Here is a 24,543-nt window from a genome sequence, read left to right as displayed (position 1 = left end):
TGGGGGATGGCTTTCTTCGGAAACGCATCGCGTCTGAGTGCGATATGGGACGATGCTCGTTCTGTGAGCATATACGGCCCTGCATGCCCGTTGAAAAATTGGCGGATGAAGTCGCACGTATTCTCGACAACTTCTATGGAACAGGTCCTGTCATACGCACCGCCAGTGCCCAGGGATTGGGCAAATATGTCCACGCTGGTTACCCCTTGGATTTTACCGTCGCGGAACTGCTCTGTTGTAACAGTGAGGGGCCCCTCACTTCCACCTTGGTTGGGTTGCTGACGGTCAGTACCGAAGACGGTGAACCGCGTTTTGAGGCGGATGCACTGTACATGCGGCGCAGTATGCGACCGACAGACGTCGAGGAAAAATGGCAGGAATTCAAGAGTGGTGTGATGCACCGCAGCCGTTTCTTTAACGATCACGGTAAGGCGTTCCTCGATTGGTTGTTTGAAGGTATTCATCACCTTCAAGACGAAAACAACCAAGAGGTGGTACGACTGTTTGAAGTGGAAGATGGTTGGGAACTGTACCGAGGACGCTATTGCCCGCCGTCCTCTGATCCTAAGAACATTCTTGTATCCCCGGAGACTGAGCTGGCGGCACCGCCCAAGGAGAAGGCGCGAGCAGGACGCATGAACCCTGTTGGCGTACCGGTGTTCTATGGCGCCTTTGATCGCGACACGTGTATCGCCGAGCTGCGCCCCTCGGTGGGCGGTATGGTGCTAACAGGGGCGTTTCAATTATTACTGGATGCGCGCGTACTCGATTTCGGTGTGTTGGAAAACATATTCGATGCTGAGCCGATGAGCTGTTTTGACCCTGATTATCAAATGAAGATGAAACGAAGGCAGTTTCTTCGCACCTTGCACAGCAAAATCAGTTCGCCGGTCACGCCCGACCAAGATCAGGAATATCTATTTACCCAAGTGATTGCTGAGTACCTTTCTACGCAGGTTGAGCCGCCTATTGATGGTGTGATGTTTGCCTCTGTTCAGCACCAGGATGGAATCAACATTGCTTTGTTTTCACGTTTGCTCGCCGGCATTCCCTATCAGGAGAGAACCGATGACGATCCGATCAGGAGTAACGGTCCTTTCCCGTCTGGTGTTCTCTACGTTCCCGATACGCTGGTGGCTCACAAAATCGGTTGTGTCACCTTTGAGGTCGAACAGCTGGTGATCAACGGCGACACCGTCATCAGGGATTGGCGTTACGAGCAAGACCCCTATGGTGAATGGGACTATTGATCAACTTAAGGTTGTCGGGGCCGGATGGTGCTTTTAGATCTGTCGTGCCGGCTTTATAACGTCTTTACGACGGTCTTTCGTTGACTGCCCCATGAACCGGAGCCATTCGGGCGAGGAAGGCTTCATATCGCTTCAGAGGCAGGCGGTTTTTTGTTGGTCGTCCAATTCGTGAAACACCTGGGCAGGTGGATGGCCCAGTGTGTTTGCCGCGACTTCGGTCACATGTTGCGTATTGCTTCGTCGGCTTTAAGTACGAACTCCATTCCAATGCCTACGCCCTTCAACACCTCGGTCACGCGGTCGATGAAGAACTCGCCTTGCTCGGGGAGCTCATACAGACCGTTAACTCGGATGATGGGCGACTTGCCCTTGGAGGGCGGATAGTCCTCTAGTAGTTGGCCGCTTTCGATGAAGGCGATGTAGGTGTTGATTTTCTCTTGAAGCAATAGCAGGTGCTCGCCCTGTTGGGCTTTATCGCCCCATTCGAGGTGGTCGGTAATGACCAGGATAACGTGGTCGGGCTCCCACTCGGGTACTGCAATGATATCGACGACTTTCGTTTCTACGATGGACATGTCTGCTCCCTCAGAGGGTCGGATCAGGTCGAAGGATTTCGACTCTGGTGGGGGGTATTTTGGTGCCTCCGGGGAAGCCGGGTTTACCTTTACCGACAACGGTAGCACCCGTTTTTTCAATTTCAGGGAAGGCGGCTTTCTGATTTTTGGTCAGTGGTGCGGTATCAGATGACTTGCATTCAACACATGAAATCTCGCCATCCGTGTCTCGTCCCATCATATCAATACGCGTCCGAACACCCGAGTCGGTTTTAAGCGTCACCTCGCGGGCGGCTTCGGGCTTGGTGTTGCTGTATTCCCCGTAAGATGTCTCTTCGAAGGCTTTACCCTTCTTCTTGTTCTTCTCTAGCTGTGTGCTGAGCACAATGTAGATGGGCTGAATACCCGAGTTAGGGAACCAGATAATTGCATCTTGGAATTCAGGAGGATGTTCTGGGTTTTCCAGCAACGTGTCAGATTGGGCTGTGGGCGGATATACCCATACCGGTGGCAACTGTGGAGCGCCTTCCAGTGCAGGAATACCCAGTACACCGTCTGGGCTTGCCGCTGGCGTCCAGGTGAGCCCAATCCCGTTGCCGATGTCAGCAACGAATTTATCACCGTCCTTGGCGCCCTCAATGACACGGACCTTTTCCCAGTCCGTTTTACCGCCCGTGTAGAAGCCGTACGCGTTAATGGAGCCATCCGGCAAAGTCTTTACGTTGATGCGTACACGGGTGCGACCAGCTTCAAGCGTCGCGTATTGATCGTTGGTGTAGAAGGCGCTGTCGGGCGAAATGCTGGTGTTCGGTATCAGCATCCCAACAATGCCCGTCGCAAAGCCAGCAGCAACAACGCCTGACCCTTTTAGCAAAGTGAGTGAGAGTGATCCACCAAGACGTTCAGCAATTGCACTGCCAGTAGCAGAACCGCCCACCATTTGCAGTGGGGTGCCTTGGGCGGTTATCGCCGCCCCGGTGCCAAGCACTGCCCACAGCCCGTAGTCGGCCAGTTTCTCAACAGGCACAAACCCGGCTGGATTCTTGTGATTGATTTCCCCGTCCGGCAGGTTACAGCTCTTGGCAAACACACAGCCTAGAGGGTTGGGCTTTGCGTCTGGCTTGGGTGGGAGGTCTTTGTATTGCGCCCAGTGCTGAGCGCTAGTATCAACGGGTTCAACACCGCTGTTGCGATAACCCTTGGGCGGGTTGGGTACGTAACCACTCAATCCTTGATTCCTTGTTCCGATCCTTGATGAACGGGCGCAGGGTGACAGGCGGGATTGGGAGTGGCAATGAGTGGCACTTTGACTCTATGTGGTGAGCGTCCATTCTTTAGGTGTTACCTTTACCTCTTGATCGAGTGGTGCCTCAGGCTCGCAATAGATCCAGACTACGTCTAAATGTCAGTAAAAAGGTAACGTTCAAGAAACTCCCCGTGCCCCTCAGAAACAATTGAGAAATGATCGCCGTCAATTAGCCAGCCGGAAACAAGCGGAATATTCGCCCATGGCGGCGGCTCGATCAGTTGAGCGCCCAACGACTTGGTAAAATAAGTACTCCGACCATCCACGACTTTAACCGTGGCAATCTTGTGAATTTCTGCATATTTCAGAGCGCCGGATTGAAAACCAGACGTCGTGAATAAAGCACATTTCTGAGCCCCCACCGAACGCATCTTGTCGTAAAGTGCTTGGAGCGTCTCCCGCTTCACGGAGCTCTTGTAGTGTTTACACTCAACAAGAATCAAGAATTCCATCCCTAAGTAATGGAATCGAACAGACACGTCGATTTCGTATTCACCATCTACCCCTTGAATGACTTCCCGATGCTCCGATCGGTACTCGAGAATCGAGTGCCCCATCGCATCGAGCATGGAGCGCACATGACGCTCAAACTCAATAGGCGTAAGCGTTAATTGTGGGTACCTATCGTCCATTGGCATCCGCTCCAGCGGTTTGCAAGTAAAGGTCAAAAAGATGACGGATTTATTTTCGGTGCGCTTAGTACTTGCCCTTGAGGTGGCGAGTTACTGTAAATGGCTCGAATATCGGTCCGGAGTGAACATGATTCATTAGGTTCCAATAGCAGGTTTTGGCATAGGGATCTTCAAGTGCTGTGGGGTATTGGAAACTGTACCTCGGTAAGTCGCCTCCCTCTGGCGTAAAGCTGCGTGAGTACTCAGGATTTAGATAATTCTGTATTCCCCAATAGAGGCCATTTAGAAATTCCGCGATCGTGCTTGCATGATAAGCACTGAAATCATCATGAATGATGTCGTAAATTTCTTGCTGGGCCAACATTGCTTGGAACAGTTCGACGTGCACACCAGCCTTACTCAGGTGCCCCTGCAACTCATTAGCGACATCGACGGAACGTAAAAAATTGTGTTTTGAAATGTTCCCGTCAATCTTTAAAAGCATGTATCTGGGGACGCGAAGCTCGACTTGACGGTTTATCGAGGGCAACCAGAACTCGACGGTGGCTTCTGTGTTTAGCCAATCGGTAAAAGTGCTCACTGCATCTTCAAGATCTTGCACTGACCCGTTCACATCGAAGCTTGGCTCCTTAGCCACGGCTCTCAATGCGGCTAGGTAGCGCTTCGCAGGTACAGGAGCCCTCGAATCTGTTGGAGAAAGAAAGTCCACCAGTGCGATAGCAAAGAACTGTTTGTGCGTCATTGTTTTGAACACGACGTTCGTATGGTCTCCTTCTCCCACCACCTTCATGATCTCGTAGTTGACCATTGACCGGATGAGCTCAATCACCGCAAGTAGATAAACTACTTCCTCCTCCATTTTGTTCATGGAGTGATTCATTTGGCGTTATCCCTCTGTCCGACGTGAAAAAAAGCGGCCCATTCCGAGCCGCTTAAAAAGAGAATGCTACTTTGGCGCCTTGGCCCAACGATCAGTTGCGATACCGACGGCCACACTCAGGTGTTCCATATGGTGGTAATGATCGGATGACTCATCACCTTTATCGACCACGGCAACGTCACAGTAGTAGTTGCCGGAATCAAAGATGGATTGCAGGATCTCAGTAATTCGCGGTTCCAATGCCTTGTCCGCTTCTTCCGTCGTGGCTATGTCGACGGCATAAATGCATGCCTTGTCATCGAAATAAACTCTGACTAAACGGGCTTGCGTGCTGTGGTGGTCAATGGTCTTGGCAGCTACGGTGGCGATAAATTTGTGGTCGTCATCCGGGAAGCTTGCTCGGGCTTCCAGGTGAACACGGTGCCTGCCAACGGTGAACCATTCAGAGCGGAAACCTTCAATCGGCATGGTGAATCTCCCTATAAATACGCGTGAGCTCATTTTATAAAGCCTTTGCAGCACTTTTTCGAGCTTTCTCGACTGTACCGCGCCAGTTCTTTTCATCATGATCGGTTTTGAGCGTACTAGAGCGTTACCAAGGGCTGGTAGTCCGATCAACACAGATGGCGACCTGGGATAGCAGTAGGATGGAACGGCAAGTAGCCAGATGTTGCTGGCATAATTGGCAATATGCCATCATGTGGAGGCGCCAGTCACCAATTTTACAACCCTAATAGGCAGCACAGGATTGGCGGGATATTTCTGCGGATGTTATGGAGCACTTATGTCGTTTCGAAATGCTTACTGGTATTGTGAGAGTGCTTTAGAGTCGCTTGTTGAATATATAAAGGAAAACCGCTTCTTTGTTGGTGTGGCACTCCTTGCGGTCGTTGCTTGCGGTGGCGTGTTTGGTACTCTATACCTACATTTTTTCGAGGCCGTTGATATCCCTAACTTAGCGGTCGTCAATCACGACACCGCGAGCTATTGGGGACAGCTAGGTGATTTTGCAGGTGGATTTTTAAATCCTCTTTTGAGTTTTCTAGCATTGATGGCGGTTCTGAAAACCATGGCTTTACAGCGAGCAGAGATGAAAGCTGCCCAGCTAGAGGCCAAAATGGCAACACAAGAGCAAAGACAGCAAACAGCTGTTTATTCTAGGCAGATGTTCGAGTCGACGCTGTTCGGTATGCTGGACGTGCATGCGAAGATACTTGCGGATATCAAGTCAGCGGGTGGAATGAGTGCTGGTTGCGAGGGGCGAGATGCAATAAACGTAATTGTGAGAAGCTTTAAAGAAACCAATGTTTACAAGATAGGAAACCTTAATATAGAACTACTGACCGACACAGAGCTACATAACGAAATTTCAAAGTTTTGCAAGGAGAGAGTCAGTTCGACTGGTCATTATTTTCGAAATCTATACTGGATTATGAAAATGATAGATGATACTCAGGATCTACCAGTAGACATCATTAGCTTCGGCTCCCTTCTCAGGGGTGATAATGGGTTTTTCGGGAATTACCGGCGCAAAAGGAATTACACCAACATAGTGCGGGCGCAGCTTAGTGAGTCGGAAATGGCGCTACTACAAATAAATTGTCTTGGCCCTTACGGTGCAGATCTAAAATATTACGTCGAAAAATATTCTCTATTGAAACCTTTGGGTAAAAACTATTTTGGCGGGCTGGCAAAACACATGTCAAAAGGTTTTAACGATATGGCTTTTTTTGGGCTGGAAGAAGTCAAGGCTGAAGAGTTAATTAAACTGAATAATGAACGAATGGCGCGCAACTCCCATTAAATGAAAGTTAACTCGGGAGTTATACTCTTTGCGCTGTAGGAAGCGGTGCGCGCCCATTAAACGTCGCAGATTGGGATTTGTTTAAGCGACCTCAGGGTTACTTCCTGAAAGCTACAAGACCTTGCGCCGTTGCCTACGGCTGCGCCAGAATCCGCCGGCTTGTGCGCCTTGGGGTCACTCGGTAACTTGATTCCTGTCACTGCCCATCAGTGATCGGGTTTAGCAGCCCGTGGTTTACGAAGCGCATCTGCATCCAGACAGTCAGGTCATTTCATGCCTGCACTTCTTGGTAGCTGCGCGCAGGGCGCTCTCGGGCGCGCCGGTATCGTACTCCCCGGTCTGCTAACCTGCGCACAGCTGCCACCATACATTCGTTTAGCAGCGACTCGGTGACGGCTCCAAATCTGGAGTACTGAATATGTTCAAGGTCACACCGAACCCGCCGGACACCGATCCGGTCTCTCCGTACGAACCCGATTCAAAGAAGCTCAACGAAGCCGCCGAGCGGGCTCTGAACTTCCACTTCCCGTCGATTGCCGACATCAAAGCCACCGCGCGAACACGCAGCACCCTGTTTTCCGTGGACGCAGAGGCCACGGCCGAAACCCTTGCGGTGCATCTGGTCGAAACCCTGGCCTCGATTGATGTGATGGTCCACGAGTTGGTGGACCGCTTGGATGGTGGTTCGCGCTATTCCCTGTTGGGCATTGCCAATAACGTCATGCTGGCTGAAGTCACGGCAAACCGATTGCTGGATCTGATCGAACCACCTGCGTAAGTGCGGTCTGCTGTGGTGAGTGGGTAACTGACGTTGGGTTGGACAGTTGTCCCCGTTTGGGGGCCGCTGCGCGGCCCAGCGGGAGCACGCTCCCTCGCCATAGTTTTCTCGGTGTTTGTTGCCGCTGCTGACTGGTGATTGGGTTTTGTTTCCGGCTTGGGATACCGCGTATTCGTTCATCGCGAGCAAGCTTTGCTCCTACAGCGGTGTGTTTTAGGCAAGCGCTGTTGGATTAGGTCTTTCTGCCATTTGGCACTATAGTTAATGCCAGATGACAGAGCGACGGAGGCTGCCATGAGCGCCAAGAAGAAAGATGTTGTAGTCGATGAGGTTGTCAAAGATGCCGGCCGCAAAGGCAAGGTCAAGCCACGCACCCCTAAGGCTGCCGTCACTGTCTTGAGTAATGGCGAGCGTACGGTGAAGGTGACAAAGCGGGGCTCGAGTCGCGTGCCATCTATGGTTGCGGTCTTGCTTTCTGGAAAAAATAGCGATGATCGTATGGCGATTTACAGGGCCGTTAGAAGCGGTTTAGCGCTGCAGTCGGTGCTCAATATGATCGAAAACAGCGAGGTGTATAAGCAACGCGGCGTACTGTCGAAGATCGTTGGCGCGTCTGATCGTACGCTTGCGCGGCGATTGAAAATGCCCAATGAGGCTTTGACCGCTGAGCAAAGCACGCGAGCGCTCAACTATGCCGAGGTGTTGGAAAAGGCAACGGATGTGCTGGGTTCGCGTGAGCTCGCCGAGCAGTGGATGGTCAAACCTGCGCGAGGCCTGGATGGTGAGGTACCGATCGACCTGATTTCAAATTCGGTCGGGTATGAGTTGGTGACTGACTTTCTGACGCGCATTGAATATGGGGTCTATTGATGGCTAAAGACCCTTTGAGCAGTGAGATTCATTTCTGGCGCCTTGATCCTGCTGAGTATGCTCCCACCTGGCATTTGGGCGTGGGGGCCGAAAAGGTGGGTGGGCGCTGGAACCCTAAAGGTATGGCCACGGTTTATGCAGCCCTGGATGCCTCTACGGCCATCCTTGAAGTGGCAGTACATAAGGATTTTGATGCGCTGGATTGCAAGCCCCATCGTCTTACGCAGGCCCGCGTGCTGGACCCGTCCGGAATTTATGTGGTGCAGCCCGATAGCATTGCGAACCCTAATTGGCTGGTACCGGGCACCCCAAGCCGCAGCCAGCAACAGTTCGGTGCTGAGTTGCTGAAGCAGTACCCGTTTGTGTTGGTGCCTTCTAGTGTTTCGCGGCATAGCTGGAATTTGTTGATGAACCCATCTTTAGCGGATGGGTTGTACGAGCTGGTACTGCAAGAACCTTTTGCCCTTGATGGGCGGCTTAATAGGCCTTTGCCCTGAAGGCTCTCCTGCCCTCTGGACCTGTGTCCACCTACCCGTCGAGTCACCGGTTGCTCTATGCCTTTTGGTATTAGAGGCCGACAGCCTGTTTAATCAGGAACTTAGAATCCTAAAGTCGCGGGTAGTACCCTACCTAGAAAATAAGGAATATTGGCGTTGGATCGAACCCAGAAGATGATTCAAAAATATATGATGCAGGCAGAGGACGAGCAGACGATGTTCGTCTGTGTCGAATGCGTTAAAGACCCTATCTTGAGGCGAATATCTAGCGGATTGTACAAAGAAAGGTGCTGTATAAGCTGCGGAAAACAGACGAGGCAGGCACTTACGCCTCAAGATATAGCTGATCGGGTACGTAAATATCTTCCCAATCATTTTGAGGTCGACGGGGGGCTGTATCCTGGCTATGAGATGGATCTGGCAAGCGTTGTCAGTAGTTCCATTGGTTGTTCGAGTATTCTGACTTGCGAAGTAATCGCTGGCCTCCTAGTTGAACCGGAATCTGAGGAGGAGAGTTTCTATTGGCGAGATCAGGTATATCAGCGAATACAAAGTCCATTTTTTGAAGAAAAAGACGAGCGGGATTATATTGTAGGTGACTGGCTGCTTTTAGCTCATGAGCTTACTCACGGCCGACGATTTTTCAATGATAAAGTAAGGGGTTCTTTCGGTGCGTTAATTGGTGAGGCGCTAAGAGCAGAAGATCCAGACGTGCCTGGATTGCACCCAGTGATCAATGTTTTACCAAAAGGGACAGATTTTTATAGGGCTAGAGTGGTTAACAATCGTTCGGATATTAAGGACGTGGCCGTTGATCTCGGCGCCCCACCCAAAGAAAGAGCAGCCAACAATCGAATGAGCGCGGCGGGAATTCCGCTTCTTTATGTCTCAGGCGATCCTAAAACGTGTATCTCTGAATTACGACCATCCATTGGTGACTCTGTGGCAGTCGGTCGATTTTCTTCATCTTCTGACCTGAAGCTTTTTGACTTCACCGCACTTGAAAGAAAACTTAAATTTAAACCGATTAGCTTCTTTGATGACTATTATGAGGAGCGCTCAAATCGCATAAAGCTACTTACCTATCTGCATGCTGAGATTGCTAGACCCTTGAGGGCAAATGCACTCGATTATGTCGTTACTCAGGCACTGGCTGAGTTTATTCGGCATGAAACCGGTGAGGATTTTGATGGCATAATTTTTAGATCAGTCCAAAATAAAGGTGGTATTAATTATGTGCTATTCGATAAGGGTGATACCGTCAATACGATACTGCCTGGTTGGCGCCAAAATTTTAATCTTGAAGCCTCGGGCGCTTCTTTTGAAATGTATAAAGTTGACTTCATTGATTATGAGTCGAGTATTGAATCGCAGACTGCTCAGAGAAAGTCGTAAATTTATTGAGCGGTTATAATGGAAACGTTTGTAAATTGTTATTCGGGTAGCGAACAAAAGCGTCGCTGATGTGGCGCTCATGTGCGAATGAGCTACAGACCGTTACGGACCAGCGACCTTCTCCAAGTAGTTGAGTGCCAACTCTAAGATGGCCTCTTCGGTCTCTGGCTGCAGGTTACCTTCGGCATCCATGGGTAAGTACGGCCGAGCTGGTATGTCGCCCCACAGGTGCGGGAAATCTGCCTGATCCCCACCGAACTGCATCATGGCCGCATAGGGTTTGTTGCTGCCGACCAGCGCCGAGCTGTCGGTCGCATGGGTGGTGATTGAGGCGGCCAAGCCAGCGGCGCTGACTTGCAGGATCTGGCCGGGCCAATTGCCTTTTTTTACCCGCCGCTCGGTGGTGGTGTCGGAGAGTTCGGCCCATTCGGGGCGACCTTCGTTTTCAAAATTTTCTTCTGTTTGGTTGGCGAGTTCGGCGGCGATGCCTCGCATTAACGGCGCGAGGTCGCCGATGGCCCATTCCACTTTGCTTAGGGTTTGTTGCAGGTGCTGGTGTTCTAGTTCGATGGTGAGCATGTGGTGGCCAGGGTTGGGTTTTGGGATTCAGGGTTGATGTTGGCTGGGCCGCCGCTATCGCGAGCAAGCTCGCTCCCACAGGTATTGCGGTGTTTATTGGGTATGGGGTTGGGCGGCAGATTGTTTTTGTTTTAGGGCTTTGGCCAGGCCGTTGCCGGGGGCGAGGTTGAAGCCGGGGTCGGTGCGGAATGTGACGTCATGGCCTTGGGCGTTTGTGATGCGAATGCCGGTGACCGAGGCCGTGCGGATTTCCCCGGTGCGTTTGTCGGTGCCGGTCTCTACCGTTTCTACGAACATCCTTCCTTCGCTCGAAAAGACTGTCAGCCCGCGACGTTTGACGGCGGCTTCGCTTAGGGCGATGACGCGGCAGCGGCAGTTGAAACCGTTGGGCGGGAAAATGGATGACCAAATGGGGTCGTCGTGGCGGAAGACTTGACCGTGCATTGCGCTGTGACTGGGTCGCGTCTTTCCGTCGAGGGTGGCGATGTACATCCAGTACGGGTGGGTTTGGGCGGTGGCTTCCATGCTGGCTTTGCGGCCGGCCATGTAGGCGCTTTGCAGGTTGGTTTGGTAGATGGTTTTTAGCCTTCGTGGGCTGCCAAGTTGGACGAGTTCGCCTGTGCCTTGGCTGTCGACGATGACTTGTTTGCCCCACCAGCCTTGCGCTTGCAGAACGGGTTGCAGGTTGGCGGTGAATTGCTTGAGGGTTTGGCCTTGTTGCAGGGCTGTTTCCAGTGCGGCACGGATGTCGGACAGCAGGTCCAGGCGCATGGCTTTGGCGACGGTGAAGGCTTGGTCGTGGGCTTGGTCGAGCATGTCCTGCCAGTGCCAGGTGATGGCGTAGCCCTTGCGTTTTAGGTACGCGATGGCGTTGGCCGGTTCGAGGCCGAAGATGGCTTTGAGGTCTGCCGGGTTGAGGCGTTTCGCGGGGGTGGCCATGTCAGTCTTCCCGATCGGCGTGGGCGCTGAGGCGGCCCCAGGTGTCGGCGATGAACAGGAGGTTGGCGAGCGGTTGTTCGGGTGCCTGGTCTTCGTGTTGTGGCGAGGCTTCGGCCAACACTGCGTTGAGGGTTTGTTCGCTGTGTTGTTGGAGCACTTTGGCGGGCAGGCTGTCGATGGCTTGGTCGAGAGCGATTTGGTCGAGTAACGGTTGTAGAGTCGGCTCGGCAAATTCGGCTGAGTCGGCGGTAGCTGGCGCGTCCTGCAGGTCGCCGTCTTGCAAGTTGTAGGTGCGCTGCCAGTAAGCGTTGGTGAATTTGACGCCCGAGTCGGTCAGGGCTTTGTCGCGTTGGGCCAGGCTTTTGTCGATTTCTTCTTGTTGCCACAGCGCGTACAGCGGGGCCACGACGTCGGTGCCGAAGTTGATGTCGACGACTTGGCGGATGCAGGCGTTCAACGCGGTGGCGACGATGGCGGCGTCGCCGTCGCGGATGTCTTTGGTGACTTCGGCGCCGGCGGTGGCGCTGGCGTGGTTGCTGTCTTTTTCGGTGGTCTGGTTTTGCCCGAGCATGGCGACGTTGATTTCGCTGCGGCAGTACTCCAGTAATTGACGGTAGACCTCGGCACTGCCGGCTTTACCGGCGGCTTCGATGATTTGCACGCTGGCATCGTCCGGGATGGCGGCGACGGCGTCCTGGACCATGGCTTCGAGGCTGTTGAGCAGCAGTTCTGTTTCGCCGTCGGTGGCGCCGCGTGGGTGTTTGCCGATGACCCAGGGGCTGCCGTACTTTTCGGTGAATTGGACCCAGAACTTGAGGCCGCCTTTCATGAAGGTGGCCGGCCAAAAGCACATGCTGAGGTCCGGGAAGCCGTAAGGGTTGGCGTAGGTGGCGTCTTGGCGGGCGACGATGAAGCGTTGCGGGTCGCACAGTTCCCCCTCCTGACCAGCGTCTTTGGCGCGAAAGCGCAGTGCATTGTCTTTGTCGTAGAAGAACCATTCGGCCGGTTTGCCGAGCAGATCTTGCGGCACTTGGTGCAGGCCCAGCGGTTGCCACATGAGTTCGATGGGTTGGTAGCCGAACAACGGCGCGTCGAGCAGTTCGCGGATGATGCGGTCCAGGTCGAGGTCGGCGAGCCAGTCGGTGATGAAGCGCTCGACGTTGGGCGGCGCTTCACCGCGTTTTAGGCCGCGCTCCAAGGACAGTACCGCGGCTTTGCGGCGGCGGATGTTGCCACCGACCAAGGCGGAACTGCGCAGGTCGCGGTAGACGGTGATGTCTTTGCCTTGGGCTTTGAGGATGGGGTCTGGGTTGGGCAAGTGGGCACCGCTGACGCTGCCCGTTTCGGTGCGGCCCCGGGTGGCGATGTGGTGGTTGAGCCGGGTGTTGCGTTTGGCTTCGGCGAAGCTGATGAATTCGGTGGGGCTGACCCACAGGCCATTGGTGTTCATGCGTACCCCTGGGTGATGTGTTGGCCTTGGCGTGGGCGACGGGATTTGACGTTGACCGGGCCACTGGCGACTTCCAGCGTGGCGAAGTTTGCCAGGGCACCCGCGCCGGCGAAGTCGCCGTGACGGTAGAGGTCTGGGTCTTTGAGGTCTTGTTTGCGGGCTTTGACGATCATGGGGATGCCGTCGACGGCTTCGATGGCGCGGATGTCCTGGTGCAGGGAATCGTCTTTGGGCAGCGTGAGGGTGGCGTCTTCGAACAGTTGCACGAATTTGGGCATCCAGGCGCCGTACCAGGCACGGGTGATTTTCACTTGCTGGATGCGGTTGTGGCCGAATTCGTCGGCGGTGTCTTCGGCGAGTGTTTCGCCACTGCCAGTGGCGTCGAGCGCGGCACCGACAAAACGCGGCAACCGGCGCAGGATGTAGAACAGGATCTGCTGTTGTTGCCGGGTGGGTACTTTGTGCATTTCCACCACGAACGGCACATCGCGATGCCGCGCCTGGTCAACGGACATCGGGCAGATGATGGAGAAGTCTCGGTGCCGGGCGTAGTCCATGCCGAGGAAGTGGCGCAGCTGGGGGTTGAGCGGCTGTAGCAATTGCGCCAGGTAGCGCTCGATCCAGTCGTTGACGTAGGCCTCGCGCCGGTAGACCGGCTGTTGGGTGAAGTCGTCGTCGAGGGCCAGGCGCAGGACGGTGCGACCGGGGCGCATGGCTTCATCGATCCAGACGCCTGGGATGCAGACGCCGTTGCCGTCGCGAGGAATGGCGTCGAGTTCTTCGCGCATTTGCGCTTTGCGCGGGCCGTAGGCGTTGCGGATTTGTTTGTACCAGGCTTCCTTGCCTTCTGGCGTGGCGAGCTTGCCGGCCATGAAGCACACCCGTTCATACAAGCCGTTGGCGACGGCGTCGTCGAAGGTGGCGCGAAAGACCTGGGCGCTGCTGCCATAGCGCTGGTCGCGGATGTCGCTGACCATTTGGTTGAAGGCGTTGGCCTTGCCGTTGTGGGAGCTGATAACGACGATGCGCCCGCCCCAGATGAGCAGCGCGGTGGCGGCGTCGAGCACGGCAGAGACATCACGGTGGAAGGCAGCTTCGTCGATGATGACTTTGCCTTGCAGGCCGCGCACACCGGCCGGGTTGCTGGACAGTGCGACGATTTTGAAGCCTGAGGCGTAGCGGATTCGGTAGGCATTGATCTGGCGGGTGTTGCCGGCGTCGTCCTGGTCTTGGAACAGGAATTCTTCGATTTGGCTGACGCCCGAGGCTTGGGCTTCGGCGATCACGCGGCTGAATTTGGCGCAGTAGCCGATGAATTCCAGGCCCTTTTCTTTGGTGTCGCCGATGTAGAAGCAGTCCATGCCGCCGGCAATTTTTTGCGAGGCGGCGGTGATGACCGAGTCCAGTGCTTCGGCGAATGTGATGCCGGTGCGGCGGCCTTTTTCACAGAGTTTGATGTGTGCATCGATGGCCAACCATTGGGACTGGTGGGCCATGAGGATGCCGTCGAGCAGTGGGTTGTAGCCCTCAGGGATCTGCCGGACGCTGGGCGGCAGTTCGTCCCATTCGATGACGCGCAGTGTGCTGGAGGATGGCTTCATGGTTTGACGCCAAGGAATTTCTGCCGCCAGAACAGGGCCTGGTCTTCGGTCATGCCTTGGGCTTTGACGGCGTTGTCGAGTTCGGCGGCTTGCTCTTGGAGCAGGCGTTCGCGGGTGGCTTTTTCGATGGCCTGGCGTTCTTTGACGCTGAGGGTTCGCGCTTCCATGGTGGCTTTGGCGGCGCGGGCCAAGGCGGAGACTTCGGCGATGGTGACGTCGTCTTTTTCGTGGGCGCCCATGGCGGCCTGGTAGGTCAGGGTTGAGATGGCTTCGACCAGCAGGACGCCGGTTTTGTCTGAGGCGTCTTCGCCAAAGGCGCCAACAAAGGCTTCGGCCATTTCGCGTTGTTGGCGGGCTTTGTCGATGAGTTCGTCGAATCCCACTTTGAAGCGGCCCAAGGCGCTACGGCTGGGGGCTTTTTCGTTGGGAAAGCGACCTTGGATGTCGGCGAGCATGTCGTCGAGGGTCAGGCGGTCTTCACGCAAGAGCTTTTGGATGTAGGCCTTGACCGTGGGCGGCAGGCGGTTGATGGAGGATTTGCCGGCCATGGTCAGGCCCCCGGCCGTTTGATACCTGGCACGCGGGCGCGGCCGGCGGCGATGTCTTGGCCGCGTTCGGTGAGGGTGGCGACGAGTACGGGGCCTACGTCGGCGAGGGTCATGGCGCCTTGTTCGGCGAGCCAGTGCAGTTCGGTTTTGACTTGGTCACGGCTGGCGGTGTGGCCGAAGTTGTCGAGGGCGGTGTTGAGGACGGAGCTGTTGGCGCGGTAGCCGGGCATTTCGACCAGCAACCGCAGGATGACCAGGCGCATGTCTTGGCGCAGGAAGTCGGCGTAGTGGGTCATGTTTTTTCTCGCAGCAGGTAGTCGTTGATGCGGTCGAGCGATCGGGCTAATGGACCGAGGGCGTCTTTGACGCCGGACAGTTCGGCACGCACGGCTTTCATGTCGCCCAATAGGTCGGTGACGGCGGTTGGGTCTGGCAGGTGCCGGATGTGCTCTTCGAGGGCAACGATGCGGGTGCGCAGTTCGAGCAGTTCCTGGGCGCTGGCAGCCTGGCGTTTGGTCATGAAGGTGTAGACGCCCAGTACGGTGAGGATCAGCCACTGGACGGTCTGGAAGCCGAAGTTGAGGTCGTTCAGGTTCATTCAACACCGCCTGTGGGTTTGCGGTTTAGCGCAGGGCTGGTTGGTCGGGGCCTTGTTTGATCAGGCGTGCCACGAACAGGAGGATGGCCAGTGCGCTGTTGAGGGCGGCGTAGGCTTTGGGTGAAAGCTGGGTTTGCCAGAGGGGCAACAGGTCCAGTTGGGCGAGCCCTATCAGGGCGATGACCAGGCCGATCTGGATGCTGTAGAGCCTGTAGCTGCGTCGCCAGTTGTTGATCAGTGGCATGTGGGGGCCTCCCTCGATTGGCCGTGGGTGACGCCGCGCTCGATGCCGGCCAGTGACAGGCCTTCGGCGATGATGGCGTCGCCGTACCAGCGGCCACTCGGTAAAGGACCCGCGCCGTTTTCGTGGCGGATGATGACGGTGACCAGGGCGCGCATGACGTCGAAGTCGTAGACGTCGACGCTGTCGATATCGGGGTCGAGGCCCAAGGCGCGTGCCACGCTGATGACGTAAGCGTCGGTGTTGTTTTCGGTGGGCGGTGCCCAGCGTTCGACGATTTCGCGCACGGTGTCGATGCGGGTGCCGTTGGTGGCGAGGCGTTTGTCTTGGTAGGTGATGAGGACGCGGGCCATGGCGCGGATGCCCCAGCGGGGGTTTAGGTATTGGACGAATTGGTTGTCTTGTTGGGTGGCGGCCATGCCTTGCCAGCGGATGCCGTTGGCGTGGCGGATGTTGCCGGGGTTGTAGTTGCGGATGCCGCGGGGTTGTTCGGGTCGCATGGGGTCGCCTCCGGTCAGGGCACCCGGTTGTGCGGGTGCCAGAAATGCACACGCCGCTATGGTGGGCGGCGTGGGCTGGAGGGGCTTTTAATCGGGTTTAAGGAGGTTGTTAGCCGAGCAATGCGAGTACGCCGGTGGCTGCTGCGCCGAGTACCGAGGCGGTTGTCGGGTTCTCCAGGAATGTGCGTAACAGGCCTTTGGCTTTTTCCTTTTCTTGAGGTGTTGTCTGCGCGTTGTTTATGCCATCCACCAAGCTTTCTACCGCGTTTCGAATGTTCTGGATGTTGTTGTCGCCGATCTGAACATTGTTGGAGCCGTGGAAGTTGTAGGTGGGGCTAATGACCTGCGGCGCCTTGGGCTGATTGCCGCCTTTTGCATAAACCACGTGCCAGCATCCTGGGATGTCGTCCAGGCCGGATTGATAGCTGACGCCTGTGATGTTGAATAACAACTCCTTGCCATTAGGTAAGGTCTGAACGAGCGTGTCGCCTTCCTGAGTATCTAGCGTCGAGTCAAAAATATGGATGCTGTTTTTTCTCGTAAAGGCAGTTTTGAATGGTCCCATTCTCTTTCCGTCTGCGTCTATGACGAAACAACTGTCGTTCATGAGGTCGTCAAACATAAATTGCTAACTCCTTTTGTGCGTGGGGACTGATCCGGTTTGCAATGCGCAGGTTTACTTTTGCCACCAATTCCTTGGTTTCCGAATCAATGGTGAAGGTTGTAAGGCATTCGCTATCACCAGCGTTTTTGTCGCTCTGAGTTGTTGCGGTTGTGTCGAGCGAGGGATCTGCGCTTTTCAGGCAATCGGCTTGGTTGATTTTGTATTCATCCAGATTGCTTTGGATCGAGCCGGGAATCGACTCTGCCCCTCCTCGGCGAGCAGCACTCACTTGGGCCTGCCACCAGCTATTGGCAAAGACGGCCGCTGCGCTGCACCTGCCTAATGGTTGAAACACAGAACGACCAAACTTCACGTGGCCATCATCAAGTAATGATTTGAATACTTGGCTGTGAGCCGCCAGCTCAGGGAGTTGGTTGGCCTTGAGTATGTGTATGCCTTCAGCCATGGCGTTGTCCAATTGCGACAGGTATTGGGTTGCACTGGTCAGTGCTTGCGCACTGGCACGGGTATGTTGGGCTGTGGGGGGCTGTACTTCAGATACGATGCTTTGTGAGGGGGCGGTCGGTGCGGATTTACTGGGTATAAACCAGTAAACCATGATGAGTGCCACGACACCCCAGCTGATTATCAATGCGGTCTTTTCGGCGACGGGCCGATCTTTCCAGGACTCTGTTTTTTTCTCGTTCATCAAAACTTCCTTTTAGATTTTCTGGTCGTCCATGACCGGTTACAAGGCGGCTTTTTATTTGTGTGACGTCATGATCATGAATGCAAAAAAGCCAAAGACGCCTGTCAGGCCTACGGCCCAAGGTTTTAATGTTTCAGGCAGAAAGTCTCTGACGAAAAAGCTCAGTACTGCGATGCCCACGCAGGTGACACAGATCTTCAACATTTGTAGGTTGTTTCGATCTTTGCGCGCCTGTTCTTTTTCGTGTTCAGCGACTTCGTCGTGGCGGTGCAGGTTGTAATCGCAGTGCATGCACAGTTGCGTGTAGCGCCAGGTGCCGCGATGACATTGCGGGCATTCTCGGGTGCGGTCGCTGCCTTCTGGTGGGGGTTCTTTGGCGGTCTTGATGTCGAAGGTCTGGTGGCCGAGGTTGATGTGTCCCCGGTTACCTTTGATTTTGATGGTGAGTTCGTGATCTTTTCCATCCCTGGGGAGATTTTCGATTTCCTCAGAAAGCCTGGCTGACAGATTTTTTACCAGGTATTCGTCCTCGCTCGGCATACAACTCCTTTGCTATTTAGCGATTTACTACCAACTTCAATATTCGCTCAACGCGTGGTTCATCAATCCCTTGATCTTCACCTAGCGCGTTGTAGACCTCTGCGGCCACTTCGGCCAATTTTTTGGACGGCCAGCGCCGACCGGCTTGTTTGGCTGCCGCCTCTAGCATTTCGATGATTCGACCAAGTTTTTCGCTGTCGATGGGTGCCCATGCAATGGCGGTCGGCGTGGCGGCGATTTTTTGCCCGGTGATGATGAAGTACAGGTCGGCGCCGCCTTTGGCGATGGCGGCCAGGTAGTTGGCGTCGGGCACGCGTTCGTCTGCTTCGTAGAGCATTTGCGTTTTCTTGGTCACGCCGGCCAATGCCGCGAAGTCGGTTTGGTTGAGGCCAAGTCGTGTTCGTTCTGCGCGCAGTCGTTCACAAAAAGAAACCATTCGGTTACCAAAAAGCCTTTAAAAAGGAACCGTTCGGTTCCATTATGGGTTCACACCGTCCGACCACGAACGGCAACTTAATCGGCACCGCAACGGGTGCCGGCAGCCCCCGGAGGGACCCCATGGCGCTACGTACTGCAGATCAGGCCCGAGCTGAGCTCAAGGCCAAAGGTATTTCGATTACCCAGTGGGCAATCGCTAATCGTTTTTCGCCCAACCTGGTGTTTGAGGTGTTGGGTGGGCGCAAGAAATGTGTGCGCGGTCAGGCCCACGAGATTGCGATCAAGTTGGGTCTTAAGGCCGGGGAAATTTGTACTGACCCGGCGACGGCCCTTGAGCTCAACCGCTTTGTGGCGTGAGGCTCAGGATGAAAAATCATATCGGTTATTTGGAATCTACCGCTTTAAAACACCTGCCGTGTGCGTGCGCAGGGCAAAAAAAGACATTTCCTACAAAAAACCCACGAACCCACACCGTTTTCGGTGTTTTCAATACAGGCCTAACCCGTTCGCTGGTTAATGCCATGGGTATTGAGGCTGTCAATTTACCTGAAATGTTTGGGCCGGAGGCGAGCTTATGAATCGCACGGTGTCAGCGGCTGCGCGGGTGTTGCGTGTGTTGAAGGCGTTGAAGGGCCACACGGTGACGGGTTTGAGTAATTCGGAGCTGGCTTACCTGACGCAGGACAGCCCCAGCAATATCACGCGGGCGATGCAGACGCTGATTGAGGAAGGTCTGGCGGTGAAGCTGGATAACGGCCGCTTTGCGCACTCGGTGGGTGTGTTGCAGATCGCACAGGCACACGCCGAGCACATGGTTCGTTTGACGGGGCGGATGCAGGAAATCAATCAGCGGATTGCCGCTGGATCGATCGTTTAAGGAGGTTGTATGGCACGGACGAAGAGCATTCCCGTCGAGGCATTGGCGTTGCCCGCTTTGAATGGGGCGATGTTGACGGCTGATCAGAACGCAATGGCGGTGCTTCACGCCTCGCACAGTGAAGAGCGGGACATGGTGAATCAGTTGTTGGGCCAGGCGCAGATGGCGGGCGTGTTTGAGGAGTTTTCCCGCACGGTGCGGACGTCGAAGTTGGCGTTTGTGAAGGAGAACAAGCTGTATCGGGGGATGGCCGGGCGTAAGAGTCCGCACGGTGCGGGGTTGCTGAGCGGGACGTGGGTTGAGTTTTGTGGGTTGTTGGGGCGCTCGGTTGATCAGGTAGATCGAGATATTGCGAACTTGCGGGCCTTCGGTGAGGAGGCGTTGGAGTCGATGTCGCGGATGGGGATTGGTTACCGAGAGTTGGGTCAATATCGGCGCTTGCCACAGGACCAGCAGGCGGCGCTGATTGAGGTGGCGAAGGCCGGCGATAAGGAGGCGTTTGTTGAGCTTGCCGAGGAGATTATTGCCAGGCACGCCAAGGAGAAGGAGGCACAGGGCCGGCGCCTTGATGAGTCGAGTGCTGATTACGCCGCGCAAGGTGAGGTGATGGCGAAGAAGAGTGTTGATTTGGATAAGGCCCGGCGGGAGTTGGAGTTAACACGTAAGCGGATTCAGGCGATGCCGGCGGATGAGGCGGCGAAGGCTTTACGTGGGGAGGTGGCGGCGATTGCTTATGAGGCGGAGGCCAGTGTGTTGGGGCCGTTGCGTGAGGGGTTTGCCAAGCTTGGGGCGCTGGCTGTTGACGGCGAGGATCACCGCGCTTTTAAGACCGGTCTGATTCGGCAGTTGGAGGTCACGCTGGGGACGGTTCGCAGTGAGTTCAATTTGGTCGATCAGGTGGATGGCGCCGCGGTCTGGCTGATGCCTGCGGAGGCCTGATTGATGAATCCGGTTCATATCGAGCAGTTGATGCAGGTTGCGCAGCGCGCTGATGCGGCAGCGCATGGCGAGCGTACGGCCATTTACCAGGCTGGAGCGTTGGCGCTGAGAGTGTCTATTTCTACCCTGCAACGCCAGTTGAAGGCGGTGCGTTTGGCTAAGCCGCGTAAGCGTCGCAGTGATGCGGGTTGTAGCGCGTTGCCGATTGAGGAGGCGCGGTTGATTTCGGCGGTGTTGCTGGAGTCGATCCGGGCGAACAATAAGCAGTTGTCGACGATTGTGCGGGCCGTTGAGCGCTTGCGCAGTAATCACCTGGTGGTGGCTGGCCGGGTGGATGAGCTGACGGGTGAGTTTCGGCCCTTGAGCCGTAGCGCTATCAGCCGCGCGTTGCGCGCTTATAAGTTGCACCCCGAGCAGTTGTTGCAGGACGCGCCGGCGGTGTCGCTGGCGAGTCAGCATCCCAATCATGTTTGGCAGATTGATGCGTCTATTTCGACGCAGTTTTATCTGGCCGATGACGGCGCTCGGGTGATGAATAAGGCTGAGTTTTACGACGGTAAGCCCGCCAATCTGAAGAAGATCGAGCGCCAGCGGCTGTGGCGGTATGTGATCACGGACCATACGAGCGGCACGCTGTATGTGGAGTATGTGTTGGGGGCGGAGTCGTCTGAGAATCTGTGCAGTGTGTTGATTAATGCGATGCAAAAGCGCAGTGAGTCCGACCCTTTTCATGGGGTGCCTTGGGTGTTGATGACGGACCCTGGGGCGGCGATGACCAGTGGAATGTTCCGTAATCTTTGCCGTGTTTTGTCGATTGATTTGATTATTAATCGGGCCGGTAATGCGCGGGCCAAGGGTCAGGTCGAACAGGCGCATAACCTTGTTGAACGGGAGTTCGAAAGTGCTTTGAAGTTTCAGGCGGCGAGCAGTCTGGAGCAGATTAATGCCTGGGCCGGTCGGTGGATGCGGTACTTCAATGCGACGTCTATTCATACCCGCACGCGCCGTACTCGGTATGGGGTTTGGCAGTTGATTTTGCCAGAGCAGTTGCGTCTGGCACCGAGTGTTGAGGTGTGTCGTGAGCTGGCGGTGAGTACGCCGGAACATCGCAAGGTGAGTAATTTGCTGCGGGTTTCGTTCCGCGCTGCGCAGTTTGATGTGAGTTCGGTGCCGGGGGTGATGGTGGGTGAAAAGCTGCTGGTCACTCGCAATTGTTGGCGCGATAAGGACTCGGCGATTGCGGTGCTGGTGGGCGATGACGGGCGTGAGCGGTATCACGTGATTGAGCGCGTTGGGGTGGATGCGTTTGGGTTTGCCGAGTCGGCCGCGATGATCGGTGAGCAGTTCAAGCGCCATTGCGATACGCCGGCCCAGGTGTCGCGCAAGGCGTTGGAGCAGTTGGCGACTGGCACGACGAATGAGGCCGATGCTCAGGCTGCTCGTAAGGCGAAGGCCGTGCCGTTCGGTGGGCTGATTGATCCACATAAACATGTGAATGACACGGTGCTGCCGGCTTATCTGCCACGGCGCGGCACTGCGCTTAATGTTGATGCACCTTCCGTTGAGTTTGTGCCGCTCAGTCATGTTGAGGCTGCGAAGTTGTTACGTCCGCGGCTTGGCCATCTTTGGACGGCCGAGACGTTTGGCTGGCTGCAGCAGCGTTTTCCGGAAGGTGTTCTTGAAGAGCAGCTGGAGGCCGTTGAGGCCGAGCTGAATCGACCCATTGAGGTCCTGCGTAAGCCGTTCAGCCTGGTTCGGGCGGTGGTTGGAGGTGAGTGATGTTGAAGCTTAAGAAGATTCTGCAGGCGGTTGGCCGACCTCAGTCGGCGTTGGCTCAGTCGCTGCGCCTGAGCGGTGCGACGGTGGCGCAGTTGGTGAACCACGGGCATTGGCCGCGCAGTCTAGACAGCGACGAATTACAGGGGCGTATTCGGGTGTTTTTGACTGAATCCGGCGCCAATGATGCCGCTATCGCCCATGCGTTTGATGAAGTGGACCCGCCGTGCGCCAACACGAAGGGGCCGGCCCTTTTGAATGAGCCGTCCAGGGAGGACGAATTGATGTTGCTGCCAAAGCAGACGTTACAGCCAACGACTCGTAAGGCCTTTGGTTTGTTTCGCGATCCGTTTGATGAGTTGCAGTGTGCCCAGGATATGTGGGTGAGCCCGGATATTCGGTATGTGCGTGAGGTGATGTATCAGACGGCGCGTCATGGTGGGTTTTTGGCGGTTGAGGGGGAATCGGGAGCCGGTAAGAGCACGCTTCGCCGGGATTTGGTGAATCGAATTGTTGAGAATACTGACCCGGTGATTGTCATTGAGCCTTATGTGTTGGCGTCTGAGGACAATGACACTAAGGGTAAATCGTTGAAGAGCACGCACATTGCCGAGTCGATGATGGCGGCTGTCTCGCCGCTGGCTAAGCCTAAGAGCAGCCCTGAGGCGCGGTTCGCTCAGTTGCATAAGGCGCTGAAGGAGTCGCATGCGGCCGGGTATCGCCATTGTTTGGTGATTGAGGAGGCTCATTGTTTGCCGATTCCGACGCTTAAGCACCTTAAGCGCATCTTGGAGTTGGAGGTGGGGTTCACTAAGTTGGTGAGCATTATCATGATTGGCCAGCCCGAGTTGGGGGTGAAGTTGAGTGAGCGTAATGCCGATGTACGTGAGGTGGTGCAGCGGTGTGAGCGGGTCACGCTGATGCCGGTTGATCATTCGCGCTTGAAGGAGTTTTTGACGTTCCGTTTTGACCGGGCGGGCAAAGCGCTCGGAGAGGTCATTGATGAGGGTGGTATTCAGGCGATTGCTGCGCGGCTATCTCAGCCAGCACGTCATGGAGGTAGGGATGTGACCGTGTCGCTGCTTTACCCCTTGGCAATCGGCAATTTGGTAATCGCGGCGATGAATCTGGCTGTTCAGCTTGGGGTGCCGATGGTGACTGCCGATGTCGTTAAGGGGGTGTGAGATGGATGCTTTGAATCTGGCGGGTGCACCGGTGGTTGAGCCGTTGAGTATTTTGACTGAGGCGTTCCCGGCGAGGCTTTCGGCTTTCAATGAGTTGACTCGTGAAATTCGTGAGGCCGGCGTTTCGATCAAGCTTTTGGTGTTTCTGGACAATAAGATTTTTATCGAACAGGACAGTGTTGAGCTGTTTATGGAGCGGTTCGGGTATCAGTTGCGGGGGATTCGCTATGCGCCTGCGGGGCAATCTACCTGCAATACAGTGACGGTTCGGGGCGTTGATGTGGCTTGGTTTACGTTGGTGAAGGAGCAGGATCAATGAGTCTGGCCCTGCTGCGGTGGTGGATGTATGAGTGACTTCCGAAGCAAGGGGCCGGAGCTGCTGGTTGATCTGACTGAACACGTGGCGGCTTCGCTGAAGGAGTTGGTGTCGATGGATGAGGGGTCTGCCCGTCATGTGGCCAAGGAGGTCGCCGATCGTATGGCGGCGCATTGGGGTGGTCAGAATGTGTATTTTCCGATGGGACTGGCGGGTAAGTTGAGTCGGCGGGATCGGCTGATTTACGAGGAGTTCAACGGCACCAATCAGAGCGACCTGGCGCGTAAGTGGGGGGTGTCGCTTCAGTGGATTTATAAGATTGTGAAGGCGGTGCGGAAAGATGAGATAGCGCGTCGTCAGGTCGATATGTTTGCCCCGTCAGGTGATGACTGAGCGGGGCTTTGTCTATTGCGTGGGGTGCAACGCTATTGCACGGGGTGTCCCGATTTGTGCCAGCCTATCCCGGAATGGACCGGATTTATCTCGCTTATACGTTGGGATTTATCTCAACCCTAAACACATGGGATGGGTTTACTCGAATGGTTGTGTGTCAGTTAGATCCACCCCTCACCCTAACCCTCTCCCCAGAGGGGCGAGGGGACTGATCGAGGTGTTCTTTCGATTTACATCGACCTGAAATATCGAGTCGAGCTCAAGTTTTGAAAAGCGTGGAGATCGGCTCCCTTTCCCCCTATCGCCACTGGGGAGAGGGCTGGGGGGAGGGGGGGGTTCATATGA

At 55.3% G+C, this 24,543-nt stretch carries 32 protein-coding genes; 14 read left to right on the top strand and 18 right to left on the bottom strand.

The window, feature by feature from the left end; genetic code table 11:
* The first annotated feature begins 83 nt into the window (after positions 1-83).
* A complete protein-coding gene (locus VD17_RS28165; RefSeq protein ID WP_185753244.1) occupies positions 84-1,250 on the top strand; it encodes an RES family NAD+ phosphorylase in 1,167 nt (388 codons plus the stop codon).
* 218 nt (positions 1,251-1,468) lie between these two features.
* Here VD17_RS28165 and VD17_RS28160 read toward each other — a convergent pair whose 3' ends face one another.
* From VD17_RS28160 to VD17_RS31320, 5 genes are all read right to left on the bottom strand, one after another.
* Complete coding sequence (locus tag VD17_RS28160; RefSeq protein WP_046056683.1) at positions 1,469-1,825, bottom strand: DUF6572 domain-containing protein; 357 nt, start codon at positions 1,823-1,825, stop codon at positions 1,469-1,471.
* A gap of 10 nt (positions 1,826-1,835) precedes the next feature.
* Positions 1,836-3,032: an S-type pyocin domain-containing protein gene (locus VD17_RS28155; RefSeq protein WP_046056682.1), complete on the bottom strand. Its 1,197-nt coding sequence runs from the start codon at positions 3,030-3,032 to the stop codon at positions 1,836-1,838.
* A gap of 170 nt (positions 3,033-3,202) precedes the next feature.
* Positions 3,203-3,742 carry a restriction endonuclease gene (locus VD17_RS28150; protein ID WP_052962761.1) on the bottom strand — a complete coding sequence of 180 codons (540 nt, stop codon included), beginning with the start codon at positions 3,740-3,742 and terminating at the stop codon, positions 3,203-3,205.
* A gap of 64 nt (positions 3,743-3,806) precedes the next feature.
* Positions 3,807-4,622, bottom strand: coding sequence for a hypothetical protein (locus tag VD17_RS31325; RefSeq protein ID WP_052962759.1), 816 nt, complete (start codon positions 4,620-4,622; stop codon positions 3,807-3,809).
* A 66-nt stretch (positions 4,623-4,688) separates the two neighbouring features.
* Positions 4,689-5,090, bottom strand: coding sequence for a hypothetical protein (locus tag VD17_RS31320; RefSeq protein ID WP_052962757.1), 402 nt, complete (start codon positions 5,088-5,090; stop codon positions 4,689-4,691).
* Positions 5,091-5,406: 316 nt separating this feature from the next.
* Between VD17_RS31320 and VD17_RS28135 the strand changes: the two genes are divergently transcribed.
* The 5 genes from VD17_RS28135 to VD17_RS31315 all read left to right on the top strand — a co-directional run bounded on the left by VD17_RS28135 (position 5,407) and on the right by VD17_RS31315 (position 9,966).
* A complete protein-coding gene (locus tag VD17_RS28135) occupies positions 5,407-6,426 on the top strand; it encodes a putative phage abortive infection protein (RefSeq protein WP_046056681.1) in 1,020 nt (339 codons plus the stop codon).
* 418 nt (positions 6,427-6,844) lie between these two features.
* Complete coding sequence (locus VD17_RS28130) at positions 6,845-7,204, top strand: DUF6124 family protein (RefSeq protein ID WP_046056680.1); 360 nt, start codon at positions 6,845-6,847, stop codon at positions 7,202-7,204.
* Between the two features lie 294 nt (positions 7,205-7,498).
* Positions 7,499-8,074 carry a type II RES/Xre toxin-antitoxin system antitoxin gene (gene parS, locus VD17_RS28125; protein WP_052962755.1) on the top strand — a complete coding sequence of 192 codons (576 nt, stop codon included), beginning with the start codon at positions 7,499-7,501 and terminating at the stop codon, positions 8,072-8,074.
* Entirely contained in the window at positions 8,074-8,571 is a 498-nt protein-coding gene (locus VD17_RS28120; protein WP_046056679.1) for an RES family NAD+ phosphorylase, read from the top strand. The genes parS and VD17_RS28120 overlap by 1 nt, the downstream gene beginning before the upstream one ends.
* Positions 8,572-8,727: 156 nt before the next feature.
* On the top strand, positions 8,728-9,966 hold the full coding sequence (locus tag VD17_RS31315; RefSeq protein ID WP_052962753.1) for an RES family NAD+ phosphorylase: 1,239 nt from the start codon (positions 8,728-8,730) through the stop codon (positions 9,964-9,966).
* A 102-nt stretch (positions 9,967-10,068) separates the two neighbouring features.
* Here VD17_RS31315 and VD17_RS28110 read toward each other — a convergent pair whose 3' ends face one another.
* From VD17_RS28110 to VD17_RS28050, 13 genes are all read right to left on the bottom strand, one after another.
* Complete coding sequence (locus VD17_RS28110; RefSeq protein WP_046056678.1) at positions 10,069-10,545, bottom strand: phage virion morphogenesis protein; 477 nt, start codon at positions 10,543-10,545, stop codon at positions 10,069-10,071.
* Positions 10,546-10,638: 93 nt separating this feature from the next.
* Positions 10,639-11,484 (bottom strand): phage head morphogenesis protein, encoded by an 846-nt coding sequence (locus tag VD17_RS28105; protein ID WP_046056677.1) that lies wholly within the window; start codon positions 11,482-11,484, stop codon positions 10,639-10,641.
* Between the two features lies 1 nt (position 11,485).
* Positions 11,486-12,934 carry a DUF935 domain-containing protein gene (locus VD17_RS28100; protein WP_046056676.1) on the bottom strand — a complete coding sequence of 483 codons (1,449 nt, stop codon included), beginning with the start codon at positions 12,932-12,934 and terminating at the stop codon, positions 11,486-11,488.
* Positions 12,931-14,535 carry a phage protein gene (locus VD17_RS28095; protein WP_046056675.1) on the bottom strand — a complete coding sequence of 535 codons (1,605 nt, stop codon included), beginning with the start codon at positions 14,533-14,535 and terminating at the stop codon, positions 12,931-12,933. Before VD17_RS28095 ends, VD17_RS28100 begins: the two co-directional genes overlap by 4 nt.
* Entirely contained in the window at positions 14,532-15,083 is a 552-nt protein-coding gene (locus VD17_RS28090) for a phage protein Gp27 family protein (protein ID WP_046056674.1), read from the bottom strand. The genes VD17_RS28095 and VD17_RS28090 overlap by 4 nt, the downstream gene beginning before the upstream one ends.
* Positions 15,084-15,085: 2 nt before the next feature.
* Positions 15,086-15,379: a VpaChn25_0724 family phage protein gene (locus VD17_RS28085; protein WP_046056673.1), complete on the bottom strand. Its 294-nt coding sequence runs from the start codon at positions 15,377-15,379 to the stop codon at positions 15,086-15,088.
* Positions 15,376-15,681: a hypothetical protein gene (locus tag VD17_RS28080; RefSeq protein WP_046056672.1), complete on the bottom strand. Its 306-nt coding sequence runs from the start codon at positions 15,679-15,681 to the stop codon at positions 15,376-15,378. The genes VD17_RS28085 and VD17_RS28080 overlap by 4 nt, the downstream gene beginning before the upstream one ends.
* A 25-nt stretch (positions 15,682-15,706) precedes the next feature.
* Positions 15,707-15,925, bottom strand: a complete 219-nt coding sequence (locus VD17_RS28075; protein ID WP_046056671.1) for a hypothetical protein — start codon at positions 15,923-15,925, stop codon at positions 15,707-15,709.
* The gene (locus VD17_RS28070; protein ID WP_046056670.1) at positions 15,916-16,422 is read right to left on the bottom strand and encodes a structural protein; all 507 of its coding nucleotides are present in this window, start codon (positions 16,420-16,422) and stop codon (positions 15,916-15,918) included. Before VD17_RS28070 ends, VD17_RS28075 begins: the two co-directional genes overlap by 10 nt.
* A gap of 109 nt (positions 16,423-16,531) precedes the next feature.
* Positions 16,532-17,044, bottom strand: a complete 513-nt coding sequence (locus tag VD17_RS31310) for a hypothetical protein (protein WP_052962751.1) — start codon at positions 17,042-17,044, stop codon at positions 16,532-16,534.
* Entirely contained in the window at positions 17,037-17,735 is a 699-nt protein-coding gene (locus VD17_RS28060) for a hypothetical protein (protein ID WP_046056669.1), read from the bottom strand. The genes VD17_RS31310 and VD17_RS28060 overlap by 8 nt, the downstream gene beginning before the upstream one ends.
* A gap of 54 nt (positions 17,736-17,789) precedes the next feature.
* Positions 17,790-18,275, bottom strand: a complete 486-nt coding sequence (locus VD17_RS28055) for a hypothetical protein (protein ID WP_046056668.1) — start codon at positions 18,273-18,275, stop codon at positions 17,790-17,792.
* Positions 18,276-18,291: 16 nt separating this feature from the next.
* Positions 18,292-18,639 (bottom strand): hypothetical protein, encoded by a 348-nt coding sequence (locus VD17_RS28050; protein WP_185753243.1) that lies wholly within the window; start codon positions 18,637-18,639, stop codon positions 18,292-18,294.
* 32 nt (positions 18,640-18,671) lie between these two features.
* On the opposite strand from VD17_RS28050, the gene VD17_RS32775 reads away from it, so the two are divergent.
* Genes VD17_RS32775 through VD17_RS28015 form a run of 8 tightly spaced genes read left to right on the top strand, consistent with a single transcriptional unit; the run spans position 18,672 to position 24,198 of the window.
* Entirely contained in the window at positions 18,672-19,070 is a 399-nt protein-coding gene (locus VD17_RS32775; protein WP_259674601.1) for a DNA-binding protein, read from the top strand.
* 8 nt (positions 19,071-19,078) lie between these two features.
* Entirely contained in the window at positions 19,079-19,291 is a 213-nt protein-coding gene (locus VD17_RS32350; protein ID WP_185753242.1) for a hypothetical protein, read from the top strand.
* Positions 19,288-19,590, top strand: a complete 303-nt coding sequence (locus VD17_RS28040; RefSeq protein ID WP_046056666.1) for a helix-turn-helix domain-containing protein — start codon at positions 19,288-19,290, stop codon at positions 19,588-19,590. Before VD17_RS32350 ends, VD17_RS28040 begins: the two co-directional genes overlap by 4 nt.
* A gap of 9 nt (positions 19,591-19,599) precedes the next feature.
* On the top strand, positions 19,600-20,529 hold the full coding sequence (locus tag VD17_RS28035) for a hypothetical protein (protein WP_046056665.1): 930 nt from the start codon (positions 19,600-19,602) through the stop codon (positions 20,527-20,529).
* Positions 20,530-20,532: 3 nt separating this feature from the next.
* Positions 20,533-22,308, top strand: a complete 1,776-nt coding sequence (locus tag VD17_RS28030) for a DDE-type integrase/transposase/recombinase (protein WP_046056664.1) — start codon at positions 20,533-20,535, stop codon at positions 22,306-22,308.
* Positions 22,308-23,489, top strand: a complete 1,182-nt coding sequence (locus tag VD17_RS28025; protein ID WP_046056663.1) for an ExeA family protein — start codon at positions 22,308-22,310, stop codon at positions 23,487-23,489. The genes VD17_RS28030 and VD17_RS28025 overlap by 1 nt, the downstream gene beginning before the upstream one ends.
* A 1-nt stretch (position 23,490) precedes the next feature.
* Positions 23,491-23,808: a hypothetical protein gene (locus tag VD17_RS28020; protein ID WP_046056662.1), complete on the top strand. Its 318-nt coding sequence runs from the start codon at positions 23,491-23,493 to the stop codon at positions 23,806-23,808.
* 27 nt (positions 23,809-23,835) lie between these two features.
* The gene (locus VD17_RS28015) at positions 23,836-24,198 is read left to right on the top strand and encodes a Mor transcription activator family protein (protein WP_046056661.1); all 363 of its coding nucleotides are present in this window, start codon (positions 23,836-23,838) and stop codon (positions 24,196-24,198) included.
* Positions 24,199-24,543 lie beyond the last annotated feature (345 nt).

It is taken from the genome of Pseudomonas fluorescens (genome assembly GCF_000968015.1).
GTDB classification, from domain to species: domain Bacteria; phylum Pseudomonadota; class Gammaproteobacteria; order Pseudomonadales; family Pseudomonadaceae; genus Aquipseudomonas; species Aquipseudomonas fluorescens_W.
Note: the sequence above shows the minus strand (reverse complement) of the source record. Positions and strands in the feature narration are given on the sequence as shown.

Bases quoted from the DNA above. Each gene is read 5' to 3' on its own strand.
- VD17_RS28165 (WP_185753244.1), top strand. From the start codon at position 84: ATGCCCGTTGAAAAATTGGCGGATGAAGTCGCACGTATTCTCGACAAC.
- VD17_RS28160 (WP_046056683.1), bottom strand. From the start codon at position 1,825: ATGTCCATCGTAGAAACGAAAGTCGTCGATATCATTGCAGTACCCGAG.
- VD17_RS28150 (WP_052962761.1), bottom strand. From the start codon at position 3,742: ATGGACGATAGGTACCCACAATTAACGCTTACGCCTATTGAGTTTGAG.
- VD17_RS31325 (WP_052962759.1), bottom strand. From the start codon at position 4,622: ATGAATCACTCCATGAACAAAATGGAGGAGGAAGTAGTTTATCTACTT.
- VD17_RS31320 (WP_052962757.1), bottom strand. From the start codon at position 5,090: ATGCCGATTGAAGGTTTCCGCTCTGAATGGTTCACCGTTGGCAGGCAC.
- VD17_RS28135 (WP_046056681.1), top strand. From the start codon at position 5,407: ATGTCGTTTCGAAATGCTTACTGGTATTGTGAGAGTGCTTTAGAGTCG.
- VD17_RS28130 (WP_046056680.1), top strand. From the start codon at position 6,845: ATGTTCAAGGTCACACCGAACCCGCCGGACACCGATCCGGTCTCTCCG.
- parS (WP_052962755.1), top strand. From the start codon at position 7,499: ATGAGCGCCAAGAAGAAAGATGTTGTAGTCGATGAGGTTGTCAAAGAT.
- VD17_RS28120 (WP_046056679.1), top strand. From the start codon at position 8,074: ATGGCTAAAGACCCTTTGAGCAGTGAGATTCATTTCTGGCGCCTTGAT.
- VD17_RS28110 (WP_046056678.1), bottom strand. From the start codon at position 10,545: ATGCTCACCATCGAACTAGAACACCAGCACCTGCAACAAACCCTAAGC.
- VD17_RS28105 (WP_046056677.1), bottom strand. From the start codon at position 11,484: ATGGCCACCCCCGCGAAACGCCTCAACCCGGCAGACCTCAAAGCCATC.
- VD17_RS28100 (WP_046056676.1), bottom strand. From the start codon at position 12,934: ATGAACACCAATGGCCTGTGGGTCAGCCCCACCGAATTCATCAGCTTC.
- VD17_RS28095 (WP_046056675.1), bottom strand. From the start codon at position 14,535: ATGAAGCCATCCTCCAGCACACTGCGCGTCATCGAATGGGACGAACTG.
- VD17_RS28090 (WP_046056674.1), bottom strand. From the start codon at position 15,083: ATGGCCGGCAAATCCTCCATCAACCGCCTGCCGCCCACGGTCAAGGCC.
- VD17_RS28085 (WP_046056673.1), bottom strand. From the start codon at position 15,379: ATGACCCACTACGCCGACTTCCTGCGCCAAGACATGCGCCTGGTCATC.
- VD17_RS28080 (WP_046056672.1), bottom strand. From the start codon at position 15,681: ATGAACCTGAACGACCTCAACTTCGGCTTCCAGACCGTCCAGTGGCTG.
- VD17_RS28075 (WP_046056671.1), bottom strand. From the start codon at position 15,925: ATGCCACTGATCAACAACTGGCGACGCAGCTACAGGCTCTACAGCATC.
- VD17_RS28070 (WP_046056670.1), bottom strand. From the start codon at position 16,422: ATGCGACCCGAACAACCCCGCGGCATCCGCAACTACAACCCCGGCAAC.
- VD17_RS31310 (WP_052962751.1), bottom strand. From the start codon at position 17,044: ATGTTTGACGACCTCATGAACGACAGTTGTTTCGTCATAGACGCAGAC.
- VD17_RS28060 (WP_046056669.1), bottom strand. From the start codon at position 17,735: ATGAACGAGAAAAAAACAGAGTCCTGGAAAGATCGGCCCGTCGCCGAA.
- VD17_RS28055 (WP_046056668.1), bottom strand. From the start codon at position 18,275: ATGCCGAGCGAGGACGAATACCTGGTAAAAAATCTGTCAGCCAGGCTT.
- VD17_RS32350 (WP_185753242.1), top strand. From the start codon at position 19,079: ATGAAAAATCATATCGGTTATTTGGAATCTACCGCTTTAAAACACCTG.
- VD17_RS28040 (WP_046056666.1), top strand. From the start codon at position 19,288: ATGAATCGCACGGTGTCAGCGGCTGCGCGGGTGTTGCGTGTGTTGAAG.
- VD17_RS28035 (WP_046056665.1), top strand. From the start codon at position 19,600: ATGGCACGGACGAAGAGCATTCCCGTCGAGGCATTGGCGTTGCCCGCT.
- VD17_RS28030 (WP_046056664.1), top strand. From the start codon at position 20,533: ATGAATCCGGTTCATATCGAGCAGTTGATGCAGGTTGCGCAGCGCGCT.
- VD17_RS28025 (WP_046056663.1), top strand. From the start codon at position 22,308: ATGTTGAAGCTTAAGAAGATTCTGCAGGCGGTTGGCCGACCTCAGTCG.
- VD17_RS28020 (WP_046056662.1), top strand. From the start codon at position 23,491: ATGGATGCTTTGAATCTGGCGGGTGCACCGGTGGTTGAGCCGTTGAGT.
- VD17_RS28015 (WP_046056661.1), top strand. From the start codon at position 23,836: ATGAGTGACTTCCGAAGCAAGGGGCCGGAGCTGCTGGTTGATCTGACT.